The sequence below is a fragment of the Microbacterium sp. genome (assembly GCF_049650565.1).
Lineage (GTDB): Bacteria > Actinomycetota > Actinomycetes > Actinomycetales > Microbacteriaceae > Microbacterium.
The window spans coordinates 42,653-56,924 of record NZ_JBASAK010000043.1 but is presented as its reverse complement, the minus strand read 5'-3'; the positions used below and the strand labels follow the sequence as shown (position 1 = coordinate 56,924).

Here is a 14,272-nt window from a genome sequence, read left to right as displayed (position 1 = left end):
TCAGTTCTCCCTGTTCTTCGGGTTCAGTTCTTCGATGCGTTCTGCGAGGGAACTCCAGGTCCTCCAGAACTCGGCGAGCTCCTGCGAGCCCCGGGCGTTGAGCGTGAAGACCTTGCGCGGCGGGCCCTTCTCGCTGGGCACCTTCTCGACGTCGACGAGCTTCTTCTGCTCGATGCGCACCAGCAGTGCGTACACGGTGCCCTCGGCGATGTCCTCGAAGCCGCGGTCCCGCAGTTGCGCGGTGATCTCGTACCCGTACGCCGGCCGGTCGGCCAGCAGCGCCAGCACGATGCCCTCGAGCGTGCCCTTGAGCATCTCGGTCAGCTGCCTGCCCATCGGGTGCTCCTTGCTACTCAGTGTCATTGACTACCAGTACATAGTAACGCCGAGTACTGAGAATGCAAGAGGAATTTTATGTATACGCAGAACGGTTCAATCCAGCAAATATTGGCGTTAGGACTCTTTTGTGTATACGATGAGCGATATGAGCATCACCGTCGAGTCTCCGCGCGCCAGTGAACGCGCCTACGCGGCGCTGCTCGAGGAGATCCAGTCGGGCGTGCTGCCGGCCGGCGCCGTCCTGGCCGAGGCCGAGCAGGCCGAGCGCTTCGGAGTGAGCCGCACACCCCTGCGCGAGGCACTGCGCCGACTCGTCGCTGACGGCCTCGCCGTGCAGCAGTCTCCGCGGGTCACGGTCGTCGCGGCGCTGGATGCCGACGACATCCGCTCCCTGTTCGAGATCCGCCGCGCGCTGGAGGAGACCGCCGCCCGACTGGCCGCCCAGCGCGGGGACCGGGGTGCGTTCGCCGCGCTCGCGGCAGAGTTCTCGCACGTCGACCTGGCGGGAGACGACGGCCGCGACGCCTACTACGCGCTCATCGCGCGACTGGATGCCGAGATCGACGCCTCGCACGGCAACGACTACCTCACCTCCGCCCTGCGCACCGTCCGCACCCACCTCGTGCGCGTGCGCCGCATGGCGCGGGACAAGCCCGAGCGGCTGGCCGCCTCGGCATCCGAGCATCTCCTGATCGCCCGCGCCCTGGCATCGGGCGATGCCGAGCTCGCCGCGCACGCCACCCACGTCCACCTGCACAACGCCCTCACCGGCATCCTCGAATCGCTTCAGAACGAAGGAACCCCATGACCGTCACCCACCACGTCCGCGTCCATCGCTCCGAGGAGGAGCTGCCCCGTGAGGAGCAGCTGGCCTGGAAGATCGCCGAAGTCGCCACCGACCCCGTGGAGGCCCTGCCCGAGGTCGTCGAGATGATCATCAACCGCATCATCGACAACGCCTCGGTCGCAGCGGCATCGCTCACCCGCGGACCGATCATCGCCGCCCGTGCGCAGGCCTTCAGCCACCCGGTCTCGACCGGGGGAGCGGGGTCGACGATCTTCGGCGCCGAGCTCGACCACCGCACCAGCCCGGAATGGGCGGCGTGGGCCAACGGCGTCGCCGTGCGCGAACTGGACTACCACGACACGTTCCTGGCAGCCGAGTACTCGCACCCCGGTGACAACATCCCGCCCATCCTCGCCGTCGCCCAGCACGCAGGCTGCGATGGACGCGCGCTGGTGCGCGGCATCGCCACCGGTTATGAGATCCAGGTCGACCTGGTCCGCGCCATCTCGCTGCACGCGCACAAGATCGACCACGTCGCCCACCTCGGCCCCTCGGCCGCGGCCGGCATCGGCACCATGCTGAACCTCCCTGCCGAGACCATCTACCAGGCCGTCGGCCAGGCGCTGCACGTGACCACCGCCACCCGGCAGAGCCGCAAGGGCGAGATCTCCACGTGGAAGGCGCACGCCCCGGCGTTCGCCGGCAAGATGGCCGTCGAAGCCGTCGACCGCGCCATGCGGGGCCAGACGTCGCCCAGCCCGATCTACGAGGGCGAGGACGGCGTGATCGCCTGGATGCTCGACGGACCCGACGCCTCGTACGACGTGCCGCTGCCCGCTCCCGGCGAGGCCAAGCGCGCGATCCTGGACACCTACACCAAGGAGCACTCCGCCGAGTACCAGGCGCAGGCCATCATCGATCTGGCCCGCCGACTGGGCGTCGCCCGCCCCGAGCTGCGCGACCCTGCGAACATCGCGTCGATCGTCATCCACACCAGCCACCACACGCACAACGTCATCGGCTCCGGCGCCAACGACCCGCAGAAGTACGACCCGACCGCGTCGCGCGAGACGCTCGACCACTCGGTGCCGTACATCTTCACGGTCGCGCTGCAGGACGGCACCTGGCACCATGTCGATTCGTACCTGCCGTCTCGTGCGGCGCGGCCGGACACCGTCGAGCTGTGGCACAAGGTGACCACGGCCGAGGACCCGGAGTGGACGCGTCGCTATCACTCCATCGACCCGGCGGAGAAGGCTTTCGGCGGCCGTGTGGAGATCACCCTCGCCGACGGCTCCACGGTCGTCGACGAGATCGCCGTGGCCGACGCGCATCCGCTGGGCGCCCGCCCATTCGGCCGCGAGCAGTACATCCGCAAGTTCCGCATCCTCGCCGAGCCCGTGCTGGACGCGGCGGAGATCGATCGCTTCCTCGAGCTGGTGCAGCGCCTGCCGGAGCTGACCGCCGCCGAGGTGGGCGAGCTGTCCATCATCGCGAAGCCGGGCATCCTGGCATCCGCTCCCGAGGCGCCGACGGGACTGTTCTGATGCTGATGCTTCGACAGGCTCAGCAGCCCAGGGGTGGATCCCTGAGCCTGTCGAAGGGTCGCCCGTCCGATTCGAGGAGATTCTGATGCTGTACTCATCCACACCCGCGCACGAGAAGCGCCGGCTGTTCCGCGAGCGGCTCGCGAGCGGCGAACTGCTGCGGTTCCCCGGTGCGTTCAACCCTCTGTCGGCCCGGCTCATCGAGCAGAAGGGCTTCGAGGGCGTCTACATCTCCGGCGCCGTGCTCTCCGCCGACCTCGGCCTGCCCGACATCGGCCTCACCACGCTCACCGAGGTGGCCGGCCGCGGCGCGCAGATCGCCCGGATGACCGAGCTGCCGGCCATCATCGACGCCGACACCGGGTTCGGCGAGCCGATGAACGTCGCCCGCACCATCCAGACGCTGGAGGATGTCGGGATCGCCGGCACCCACATCGAGGACCAGGTCAACCCCAAGCGCTGCGGCCACCTCGACGGCAAGCAGGTCGTCGACGAGCAGACCGCGCTGAAGCGCATCCGCGCCGCCGTCGACGCACGCCGCGACGAGAACTTCCTCATCATGGCGCGCACCGACATCGCCGCCGTCGACGGGCTCGACGCCGCGAAGGACCGCGCGAAGGCGCTGGTGGATGCCGGCGCCGACGCGATCTTCCCCGAGGCCATGCGGACGCTTTCGGAGTTCGCGGCCATGCGGGATGCCGTGGACGTGCCGATCCTGGCCAATATGACCGAGTTCGGCAAGAGCGACCTGTTCACCGTCGACCAGCTGCGCGACGTGGGCGTGAACATCGTGATCTGGCCGGTGTCGCTGCTGCGCATCTCCATGGGCGCATCGGCCCGCGCACTCGATACGCTGATCGAGGAGGGGAATCTCACCTCCAGGCTCGGCGAGATGCAGCACCGCGCCGACCTGTATGACCTCATCGACTACGAGTCGTACAACCACTTCGACTCCGGCGTCTTCAACTTCACCGTCACGAAGGGCTGAGCAATGACCGAGGACATCAAGAAGGGCCTCGCCGGCGTCGTCGCTGACGTGACGGCCATCAGCAAGGTCAACCCCGAGACCAACAGCCTGCTGTACCGCGGCTATCCGGTGCAGGAGCTGGCGGCCACTCAGCCGTTCGAGGCGGTGGCCTACCTGCTGTGGAACGGCGAGCTTCCGGATGCCGCGCAGCTGGCGGCCTTCCGCACTGCCGAACGCGCGCACCGTGCGCTGACCCCGGCCGTGCAGGCCGCGATCGACGCGCTGCCGCTGGACTCGCATCCGATGGACGAGGTGCGCACCGCGGTCAGCGTGATCGGCGCGTTCGAGACCGCGGGCACCGGCAACGTGCTGGATGCCGTCGGCACGCCCGCCGAGAACCTGGACCGGAGCCTGCGGCTGTTCGCCGTGCTGCCGGCGATCGTCGCCTACGGTCAGCGTCGTCGTCGCGGGCAGGGGATGATCGAGTCGCGCGACGATCTCGACTACGCCGCGAACTTCCTCTGGCTGACCTTCGGCGCGGAGCCGGAGCCGCAGGTCGTCGACGCCTTCAACCGCTCGATGATCCTGTACGCCGAGCACTCCTTCAACGCATCCACGTTCACCGCCCGCGTCATCACCTCCACGCTCAGCGACATGTACTCGGCCGTGGTCGGCGCCATCGGCGCGCTGAAGGGCCCGCTGCACGGCGGAGCCAACGAGGCCGTCATGCACATCTTCGACGAGATCGGCGAGGCGTCTCGCGTGAAGGCATGGCTGGATGACGCGCTGGCGAACAAGCGCAAGATCATGGGTTTCGGGCACCGCGTCTACAAGCGCGGCGATTCTCGCGTGCCCACCATGAAGGCGGCACTCGACACCCTGATCGCGCACTACGACCGGCCGGATCTCGCGGCGCTCTACGAGACGCTGGAGAGCGAGTTCGTCTCGCGCAAGGGCATCTACCCGAACCTGGACTATCCGTCGGGCCCGGCGTACAACCTGATCGGCTTCGACACGCTCACGTTCACGCCGCTGTTCATCGCGGCGCGCGTCACCGGCTGGACCGCGCACATCCTCGAGCAGCAGTCCCGCAACGCCCTGATCCGCCCGCTGTCGGCGTACGACGGCGTCGATGAGCGCCACGTCGCCGGGTACGCGCCGGACACCGCGGCCATCGACGTGCAGCGGCGGCCGGAGGAGGCCGCCGGCTGACCGGCATCCGCTCCTCGAGACGTCGCTTCGGGCACGAGCATCACGCGAGAGCGTGGTTCTCGTGCCCGTTGCCTTTTCTGCCGGAGGGGACGCGGGCAAGGTCACGATCCCGTAACAGGGCTTGCAGGAGGCAAAATGTTTACGTAATCATTCTGATGTTGCCCGCGACATCGACCGTCGCCGGCAGGGCCGGCGGATCACCCTCCGGCCAGGAGAATCACCGAGAGGACATGCTTCGATGAAGCGCATGACAAAGCTCGCGGCCCTGGCGACCGCAGCGATCCTTCCGCTGTTCGCACTGACCGCCTGCTCCGGTGGCAGCGGCAACGGCGACGCCGGTTCAGGTGACGGCAACACGCTGACCGTGTGGGCGTGGGATCCGTCGTTCAACATCTACGCGATGAAGGAGGCCGAGAAGATCTACCAGAAGGATCACCCCGACTTCACGCTCAAGATCGTCGAGACGCCGTGGGAGGACCTCCAGGCCAAGCTCACCACGATCGCCCAGTCGCAGCAGACCAAGGAACTGCCCGACATCTTCCTGATGCAGAACAACGCATTCCAGAAGAACGCGATCAACTACCCGGACCTGTTCGCCGACTACAAGGACTCCGGCATCGACTTCTCGGAGTTCCCCCAGGGCGTCACCGCCTACTCCGTGATCGACGGCGTCAACTACGGCATCCCGTTCGACTCCGGCACCGCGGTCGACGCGCTGCGCACCGACGTGCTCGAGCAGGCCGGCTACACCGTCGACGACTTCACGGACATCACCTGGGACGACTACCTCGCCAAGGGCAAGGACGTGCTCGCCAAGACCGGCAAGCCGCTGCTGTCGGGCCAGGCCGGTTCCGCCGACATCCCGATGATGATGCTGCAGTCCGCCGGCGCGAGCCTGTTCGACGCCAAGGGCGAGCCGACCATCGCCGGCAACGACGTGCTCATCGACGCCATCAACAAGTACGTCGAGCTGGTCAAGTCCGGCGTGCTCGTCGAGGTGAACTCGTGGGATGAGTACATCAGCACCTTCGTGAACGGCTCGGTGGCGGGCACGATCAACGGCATCTGGATCGCCGGCTCCATCCAGACCGCCGAGGACCAGTCCGGCAAGTGGCAGGTCACCAACCTGCCCAAGCTCGACGACGCCGCGAACGCCACGAACTACTCCGCCAACGGCGGCTCGTCGTGGGCGATCAGTTCCAGCGGCAACACCGAGCTCGCCCAGGACTTCCTGAAGTCGACGTTCGCCGGCTCCGCGGCCCTGTACGACACGATCCTGCCGAAGTCCGGTGCCGTGGCGAACTGGATCCCCGCCGGCGACAGCAGCGTCTACGCGGAGCCCAGTGAGTTCTTCGGGGGGCAGCCGATCTTCCAGAAGGTCGTCGAGTTCGGCGCCCAGGTGCCCAGCAACAACACCGGCGTCTACTACTACGAGGGCCGAGACGCGGTCAGCGCCGCGATGACCAAGATCCTCGGTGGAACAAGTGTCAAGGACGCACTCGCCGAGGCTCAGGCCAACGTCGAGTTCGCGATGAAGTGACACCCCTTCGCCCGGGCGGGGAACAGAGCCCCGCCCGGGCATCCCCCTTCTCCTCCATGGAAAGCGAGCGCATCGTGGCGACTCAGGCGATCGTGACGGCCGGCGACGGCCGTCGCCGCCGGCGGAACAGCCCTCCGCCGGACTTCACCCCGCGGGACAGACCGTGGATGGACACTCGGCGGCGGCGCAGCCTGACCGGGTGGGGCTTCCTGCTACCGGCCGCGCTGCTGATCACGCTGCTGAGCTTCGTGCCGATGATCCAGGCCTTCCTGCTCTCGCTGCAGACCGGGCGCGGAGCGCGGCTGGCGTGGTCCGAGCCGCTGTGGTCGAACTTCGCGCGGCTGCTGGACGACGAGATCTTCAAGCTCACCATGTTCAACACGCTGTTCTACCTGGTGGTGCAGGTGCCGATCATGCTGGTGCTGGCGATGGTGCTCGCCAATCTGCTCAACGACCCCAAGCTGCGGGCCAAGGCGTTCTGGCGCACCATGATCTTCCTGCCCTGCGCGGTGTCGCTGGTGGCGTACTCGCTGGTGTTCCGCACCATGTTCGCCACCGACGGGCTGGTCAACGACATGCTGATGGGGCTGGGCCTCATGCACGATCCGCTGAACTGGCTCGGCGAGCCGTGGACGGCGCGGTTCGTGATCGTGATCGGCCTGCTGTGGCGGTGGACCGGCTACAACATGATCTTCTTCCTGGCGGCGCTGCAGAACGTGGACCAGTCCACGCTCGAGGCCGCGCGCATCGACGGTGCAGGCGCCTTCAAGACCTTCTGGTTCGTCACGGTGCCGCAGCTGCGGCCGATGATCGTGCTGACGGCGATCATGTCGATCAACGGCACGCTGCAGCTGTTCGACGAGTCCTGGGCGCTGACCCACGGCGGCCCGTCGTACAACTCGATGTCGATGTCGCACTACCTGTACGAACTGGCGTTCCTGAAGAACCCCAACGTCGGGTACGCCTCCGCGATCTCGTACGTGATCCTGATCATGGTCGCCGTGCTGGCGCTCATCCAGATGAAGGTGGGTGACAGGCGTGACTAGTCTCACGACGGATGCCGCAGCGGCGGCTGCGCGGACCCGACCCGTCAGGCGGATCAACTGGCGCCGCGTGCCCGGCTACGCGTTCCTCAGCGTGTTCGCGCTGTTCTCGGTCTTCCCGCTGTACTTCATGGTGGTCTCCGCCACCAACTCCACCCAGGACGTCATCGCATCGCGGATGACGCCGGGAGGGCACCTGCTGGACAACTTCGTCGCTCTGACGAAGCAGCAGGACATCGGAGCGGCCATGACCAGCTCGTTCCTCATCGCCATCGGCACGACGGTGCTGGCGCTGGTCGTCTGCGCCGTCGCCGGCTACGGGTTCGAGATCTACCACTCCCGCGGCAAGGACGTCGTGATGGCGATCCTCATGCTGGCCATGATGATCCCGTTCGCGGCCATCATGATCCCGCTGTTCCGCATGTTCGCGCAGTTCGGGATGGTCAACTCGCTGTTCGCCGTGATCATCCCGTCGATCTCGGTGCCGCTGCTGATCCTGCTGTTCCGGCAGGCGTCGCGCTCGTTCCCCTACGAGATCATCGAGGCCGCGCGCATCGACGGGCTCACGGAGCTGTCGATCTTCGCGCGCATCTACGTGCCCACCATGAAGTCCACGTTCGCGGCGGCAGCCGTGATCACGTTCATGGCCTCGTGGAACAACTTCCTGTGGCCGAGAGTCATCCTGCTCGACAACGCCGTGCAGACCATGCCCATGCTCATAGCCAACCTCACGGCCGGCTACGTCACCGATTACGGCGTGCTGATGCTGGCCGTGCTGCTGACCTCTCTTCCGACCATCGCCATCTTCCTCATCCTGCAGCGCGCGTTCGCTCAGGGGATCACCGGAGCCATCAAGTGACTTTCGACATCGACCGCATCGCCGACCCCGCGTTCTTCTCCGACAACCGCGTTCCCGCGCACTCCGACCATCGCTGGTTCGCGGACGCCGCTGAGGCCGGCACGGGGGCCAGCTCCTTCGAGCAGTCCCTGAACGGGCGGTGGTCGTTCCGCTGCGCCCGCAACCAGCACGAGGTGCCCGTCGGGTTCACCGACGCCGGATACGACGTGTCGGCGTGGGATGAGATCCGGGTGCCCTCGCATCTGCAGCTGGAGGGCTACGACCGCCCGCAGTACGTCAACGTGGGCTATGCCTGGGACGGGCAGGAGGACATCCAGCCCGGTCAGGTTCCCGAGCGCGACAATCCCGTCGGATGCTACGCGCGCACCTTCACGCTCGATGCGCCGCTGCGCGAGGGCGAGCGGCTGAGCGTGAGCTTCCACGGCGCGGAGAGCGCCATCGCGCTGTGGCTGAACGGGACGTACATCGGGTACAGCACCGACAGCTTCACCCCCAGCGAGTTCGACCTGACCGACGTCCTCCTCGAGGGGGAGAACCGCATCGCCGCGCAGGTGTTCAGCTACAGCGCCGGGTCGTGGCTGGAGGACCAGGACTTCTTCCGCTTCTCGGGCATCTTCCGCGACGTGGTGCTGTACCGCCGCCCCGCCGTGCACGCCGAGGACCTGCACCTGAGCACGCTCGTCGCCGACGACCTGGCCTCGGCCGACGTGGTGCTGCGGGTCGAGCTGGCGGGTGCGGGTTCGGCATCCGCTCGCATCGACGGCCTCGGCGAGCTGACGGAGCGCGAGGACGGCGCGCTGGTGCTGCATGTCGAGAACCCGCGGCTGTGGAGCACGGAGGACCCGCACCTGCACGACCTCGTCATCGAGGTGCGCGACGAGGCGGGGGTGGTGACGGAGGTCATCCCGCAGCGGGTCGGCATCCGCCGCTTCGGCATCGAGAACGGCGTTCTGTCCCTGAACGGCGCCCGCGTCGTCTTCAACGGCGTCAACCGCCACGAGTTCTCGCTGGACGGCCGCGTGCCCTCGCGGGCGACGACCGAGTCCGACATCCGGGCGATGAAGGCGCTGGGCGTCAACGCCGTGCGCACCAGCCATTACCCGAACGACTCTGCGTTCTACGCGCTCGCCGACGAGTACGGGCTGCTGGTCATCGATGAGATGAACCTGGAGACGCACGGCCGCTGGGCCAGCATCCGCGAGGGCGGTGCGTCGCTGGATGCTGCGCTGCCGGGCGACCACGACGAGTGGCGCCCCGCCGTGCTGGACCGCGCCCGCAGCATGCTGCGGCGCGACCGCAACCACCCCAGCGTCGTGATCTGGTCGTGCGGCAACGAGTCGTTCGGCGGCTCGGTGCTGCGGGACGTCGCCGACTGGTTCCGCTCGGCCGACGGCCGCCCCGTGCACTACGAGGGCGTGCACTGGGATCCGCGCTACCCCGAGACCACCGACATCACCAGCCAGATGTACACCACGGCGGCCGGCGTGGAGCAGCACCTGCGCGAGCACCGCGACAAGCCGTTCCTGCTGTGCGAGTACGCGCACGCGATGGGCAACTCCTTCGGCGGAGTGGGGGACTACATCGACCTCGCCTACCGGGATGAGCTGTTCCAGGGCGGGTTTATCTGGGACTTCGCCGACCAGGCCATCCGCATGCGCGACCGGTACGGGCGCGAGTTCTTCGGCTACGGCGGCGACAACGGCGAGGCGCCGCACGACGGCGACTTCAGCGGCAACGGCATCCTCTTCGCCGATCACACCCCCACGCCGAAGGCGCAGGAGGTGAAGAAGCTCTACCAGGGCTTCGTCGTGGACGTCACCCCCGCTGAGGTCGTGCTGACGAACCGGATGCTGTTCACGGCGTCCTCCGCGTACGAGACGCGCGCGACGATCTCCCGCGAGGGACGGGTCGTCGCCTCAGGAGTCATCGACACCGATGTCGCGCCGGGCGCTGCGGGGGCGTACCCGCTTCCCGTCTCCGTGCCGGACGTGCCGGGGGAGTACGCGATCGTCGTGTCGCTGCACCTGCGCGCGGCCACCGAGTGGGCGCCTGTCGGGTATGAGATCGCCTGGGGCGAGCACGTGGTGTCGGTCGGCGCGCCCGCGACGCGGGTCTCGGCGCCCACACCGCAGGTGGTGGAGGGCACGGTGAGCATCGGCGTGCACGGGCCCGGGTTCCATGTGCTGTTCTCGCGCATCTTCAACGGGCTGAGCTCGTACCGCTTCGGCGGCTCGCGGATGGGCGGGCGGGAGCTGCTCTCGGGCGTCGTGACGCCGAACTTCTGGCACGCGCCCACGTCGAACGAGCGCGGCTGGAACGGCCCGTTCGAGGAGGGGCAGTGGCTGCTGGCCAGCCGGTACGGCCGCGCCAGCGGCTACCACCAGCCGGCCGACATCTCGGTCTCGGTGGAGGAGCCCGGCGTGCGCATCGGCTACCGCTACGAGCTGCCGACGAACCCGGTGACGCACTGCGACCTCAGCTACCTCGTCGACGGCTCCGGCCGGGTGGAGGTCACGCAGCGGATGCACGTGCCGGAGGGCCTGCCGCAGATGCCGGAGTTCGCGACCATGCTGGCCATGCCCGCCGACTACGACCGGGTGCGCTGGTACGGCGAAGGGCCGGAGGAGTGCTACGTCGACCGGCGCGCGGGAGCGCGGCTGGGCGTCTACGAGCGCAGCGTCGCCGACATGCTCCCGGCGTACCTGAAGCCCCAGGAGTCGGGCAGCCGCACGGGCGTGCGATGGGCGGAGGTGACGGATGCCCGCGGTGTCGGCCTGCGCTTCGAGGGCGACCCGACCCTGGAGTTCTCGGCGCTGAGCTGGACGCCGGCCGAGATCGAGAGCGCGCAGCATCCCCACGAGCTGCCGCCCGTCCATCGCACGATCGTGCGCCCGGCGCTCATGCGCCGCGGCGTGGCCGGCGACGACTCGTGGGGCGCGCGCCCGCTGGAGCGGTACCTGCTGCCCACCGGCGACCTCGAGCTGCGCTTCGCGTTCCAGGGGATCTGATCCGCCGACGATCTACCTCGTCGCCCCTGTCGTCCTCATGGACGGCGGGGGCGGCGCCGTGCTGGCGCGTTCGACGAGCTCGGTGGCGACCGGGCCCGGGTTCTGCGCGGGCCGGTGCTCGATCTGGTCGATGAGCATGCTCACGGCGGCGGCCCCGACCCGGTCGAAGTACTGGTGGACGGTGGTCAGCGGCGGCTGGAAGTCCGCGGACATGCCCATGTCGTCGAATCCGACCACGCTCACCTCATCCGGCACGGTGCGCCCGGCGTCGCGGAGCGCGCGCATGGCGCCCAGCGCCATCTCGTCGTTGGCGGCGAACACGGCGGTGACCGACGGGTCGGCGGCGAGGATGCGTCCGGCCGCGTAGCCGGATGCCGTGCTCCAGTCGCCGTGCTGCAGCGGAGGCACCTCGCGGCCGTGCGCGCGCAGGGTGGCCTCCCAGGAGGCCGCACGATCGCGCGCGGAGAACGAGTCGCCGGGGCCGCTGATGTGCGACACAGTGCGGTGTCCGAGGTTCAGAAGGTGCTCGGTGGCCAGGCGTGCACCCTGGGCCTGGTCGATGTCGATGGAGGGGTAGGGGTGCGAGTCGCCGGTGGTCACGACGACGGCGGGGATGTCGGCGATGTGCGCGAGGTCGGAGGCCTCCAGCTCGTGGGCCTCGAGCACGACCAGCACGCCGTCCACGGCCTGCTCGGCGAGCCGGACGAAGGCGCCCGAGAACCCCGCCTGGGCGATGGTCCACAAGGGGGTCAGCGCCAGCGAGTACCCGGCCTTCGCCGCCTCGTTGGCGATGGCCTCCAGCGAGCGCATGTTGCCGTAGCTGGACAGGCCCGACATGATCACGCCGAGCGTGCGGAACTTCCCCGTCTTCAGGGCCCTCGCCGCGGAGTTCGGGCGGTACCCCAGCCGGTCCATCGCGGCCTGGACCTTGTCTCGGGTGGACGGCCGCACGATGTCCATGCCGTTGGCCACGCGCGACACGGTCTGCGCGGAGACGCCCGCCTCACGGGCGACGTCGATGATCGACGGCGCTCGCCACACGCGCGCGTCGGCTGATCGAGATGCCACAGGTTCTCCCCTCGCCCTCGCCACGATATCAACCGGCGCGCGCGGGAGCCGTCAGCTCGTCGGCAGCCAGACCCGCATGGTCGAGGGGCCGCGCTGCGCCCAGGAGTGGTACGGGATCAGCCGCACGTCGTGCGCCTCGCCGCCGCGACGGGCGATGCGCGCCCATACGGCGCCGTCGCGCTCGAACGGAGCGGATGCCGCATCCGCGACGGCCTCTCCGACGTCGGTTCCGAAGTCGGGCGACTCCAGTGCCATCACCTCGGGGCCGCGTTCGATCGCCACGCAGCCGCGGACCGCGTCCACATGAGGGTCGGCCACGGTGATCCGCGGCGTCACGGGCAGCTCCAGCTCGACGACGTCGCCGGCGCGGAACGCCCGGTGCACGCGCAGCGCGCCGGGGGCGGCATCCAGGGCCTCTGCCGAGCCGTCGCGGATGAACCGTGCGTCGGCGCCGACGGCCCAGGCGGGCACGCGCAGGCTCAGCGTCCACTCGCCGTCGTCGGCGATCGTCACCTGCACCGTGCCCTGCGACGGGTACGTCGTCTGCACGTCGAACGCGACGCGCGTGCCGTCGGTCAGCGTCGTGCGCACCGTGCAGGGCGCGAACTGGTGCACCTGCACCCCCTCGTCATCCGCGGTCGCGACGTACGCCGCCAGGCTGGCGAAGGTGCGCGCGAGGTTGTTCGGGCAGCAGGACACCTCGAACCACGGCGCCCGCATGGCCGACGAGGCCCGCGGTGAGGTGGCCTCGGAATCCACCTCGGTGGTGGGGGTGCGCTTGTGCAGGGTGTTCGCGTAGAAGAAGGCGCGGCCGTCGGGGGCGGGCGAGGTGGCGACCACGTTGAACAGGGTGCGCTCGATGAGGTCGGCATAGCGTTCATCGCCGTCGGCCAGCAGCAGCCGCCACGAGAACATGATCGACCCGATCCCCGCGCAGGTCTCGGAGTAGGCCCGGTCCGGCGGCAGCTCCCAGTCCTCGCCGAACGCCTCGTCCTGGTGATGCGAGCCCTGCCCGCCCGTGATGTAGGTGCGGCGCTCTGCGGTGCGCGCCCACTGCGCGCGCAGGGCGTTCATCAGCTCGGCATCCTGATTCTCGACGGCCACGTCGACGGCGGCGGCAGACAGGTAGTTCGCGCGCACCGCATGCCCGCGCAGCACCTCGGCATCGCGCACGGCCACATCGTCCTGGAAGTACTCCCGGCCGTACTCGATGTCTCCGAGCGACCCGCGGCCGTGCCGCTCGATGAACAGCGCCGCCTGGTCGATGTACTCGCGGCGCCCGGTGGCCCGGCCGAGCTCTGCCAGCCCGACCTCCACCTCGGCGTGCCCGCAGATGGCGTCCCGCCCGTCGGGGCCGAACTCGCGGCACACGAGGTCGGCGGCGCGCAGCGCCACCTCGCGCAGCCCGTCGTCGGCATCCGGCCTGGTGCGGATGCGCGCGACCGCCGCCTGGAACAGGTGGCCCAGGCAGTACAACTCGTGTCCCCACTGCAGATCCGACCAGCGCGGGCGCTGCCCGGGCCTGCCGAACATGGTATTCAGGTAGCCGTCGGCCTCCTGCGCGGCGGCCACCCGGCGCACGATCGCGCGGAACCGGGCCTCGAGCGCGGGGTCGTCGGTGCGGGCGATCTCCCACGCCATGCCCTCCAGCAGCTTGTAGGCCTCGGAGTCGGAGAACTCCCTGCCGCGCCGGCCCTCCGGCAGCGTTCCGGCCGCGGCCAGATCGAAGTTCGCCAGCCACCCCTCGGTCTCCTGCTTGGCCTCGGCGTGCGCAAGCGTGGCGGTGCCGTTGACGCGCTGCCGCTCGGCCCAGAAGCCGTCGGTCAGCACCACCTCGGAGAGCCCCAGCGGGCGCAGTCGGCCGCGTGCCGGAATCACCGGCGTCATGATCTCGGTCATCAC

The 14,272-nt window shown here is 69.0% G+C and carries 11 protein-coding genes; 8 read left to right on the top strand and 3 right to left on the bottom strand.

The window, feature by feature from the left end; translation table 11 throughout:
* Entirely contained in the window at positions 1-336 is a 336-nt protein-coding gene (locus WA967_RS08410; protein ID WP_424421156.1) for a PadR family transcriptional regulator, read from the bottom strand.
* 148 nt (positions 337-484) lie between these two features.
* Here WA967_RS08410 and WA967_RS08405 point away from each other — a divergent pair, with 148 nt between their 5' ends.
* The 8 genes from WA967_RS08405 (at position 485) to WA967_RS08370 (ending at position 11,302) form a co-directional block, all read left to right on the top strand.
* Complete coding sequence (locus tag WA967_RS08405) at positions 485-1,147, top strand: GntR family transcriptional regulator (RefSeq protein WP_424421153.1); 663 nt, start codon at positions 485-487, stop codon at positions 1,145-1,147.
* Positions 1,144-2,673: an MmgE/PrpD family protein gene (locus WA967_RS08400; RefSeq protein ID WP_424421150.1), complete on the top strand. Its 1,530-nt coding sequence runs from the start codon at positions 1,144-1,146 to the stop codon at positions 2,671-2,673. Before WA967_RS08405 ends, WA967_RS08400 begins: the two co-directional genes overlap by 4 nt.
* Before the next feature lie 85 nt (positions 2,674-2,758).
* Positions 2,759-3,661: a methylisocitrate lyase gene (gene prpB / locus WA967_RS08395; RefSeq protein ID WP_424421148.1), complete on the top strand. Its 903-nt coding sequence runs from the start codon at positions 2,759-2,761 to the stop codon at positions 3,659-3,661.
* Positions 3,662-3,664: 3 nt separating this feature from the next.
* Positions 3,665-4,852, top strand: a complete 1,188-nt coding sequence (locus WA967_RS08390; protein WP_424421146.1) for a bifunctional 2-methylcitrate synthase/citrate synthase — start codon at positions 3,665-3,667, stop codon at positions 4,850-4,852.
* A gap of 238 nt (positions 4,853-5,090) precedes the next feature.
* Entirely contained in the window at positions 5,091-6,392 is a 1,302-nt protein-coding gene (locus WA967_RS08385; protein ID WP_424421143.1) for an ABC transporter substrate-binding protein, read from the top strand.
* Between the two features lie 167 nt (positions 6,393-6,559).
* Positions 6,560-7,438: a carbohydrate ABC transporter permease gene (locus WA967_RS08380; RefSeq protein WP_424421140.1), complete on the top strand. Its 879-nt coding sequence runs from the start codon at positions 6,560-6,562 to the stop codon at positions 7,436-7,438.
* Positions 7,431-8,294, top strand: coding sequence for a carbohydrate ABC transporter permease (locus tag WA967_RS08375; protein WP_424421137.1), 864 nt, complete (start codon positions 7,431-7,433; stop codon positions 8,292-8,294). Before WA967_RS08380 ends, WA967_RS08375 begins: the two co-directional genes overlap by 8 nt.
* Positions 8,291-11,302 (top strand): glycoside hydrolase family 2 TIM barrel-domain containing protein, encoded by a 3,012-nt coding sequence (locus tag WA967_RS08370; RefSeq protein WP_424421136.1) that lies wholly within the window; start codon positions 8,291-8,293, stop codon positions 11,300-11,302. The genes WA967_RS08375 and WA967_RS08370 overlap by 4 nt, the downstream gene beginning before the upstream one ends.
* Positions 11,303-11,314: 12 nt before the next feature.
* On the opposite strand, the gene WA967_RS08365 is transcribed toward WA967_RS08370, so the two are convergent.
* Together WA967_RS08365 and WA967_RS08360 are read right to left on the bottom strand one after the other, a co-directional pair.
* On the bottom strand, positions 11,315-12,370 hold the full coding sequence (locus WA967_RS08365) for a LacI family DNA-binding transcriptional regulator (RefSeq protein ID WP_424421133.1): 1,056 nt from the start codon (positions 12,368-12,370) through the stop codon (positions 11,315-11,317).
* Positions 12,371-12,421: 51 nt separating this feature from the next.
* Entirely contained in the window at positions 12,422-14,269 is a 1,848-nt protein-coding gene (locus WA967_RS08360; protein ID WP_424421131.1) for a glycoside hydrolase family 127 protein, read from the bottom strand.
* Between the last annotated feature and the right edge of the window lie 3 nt (positions 14,270-14,272).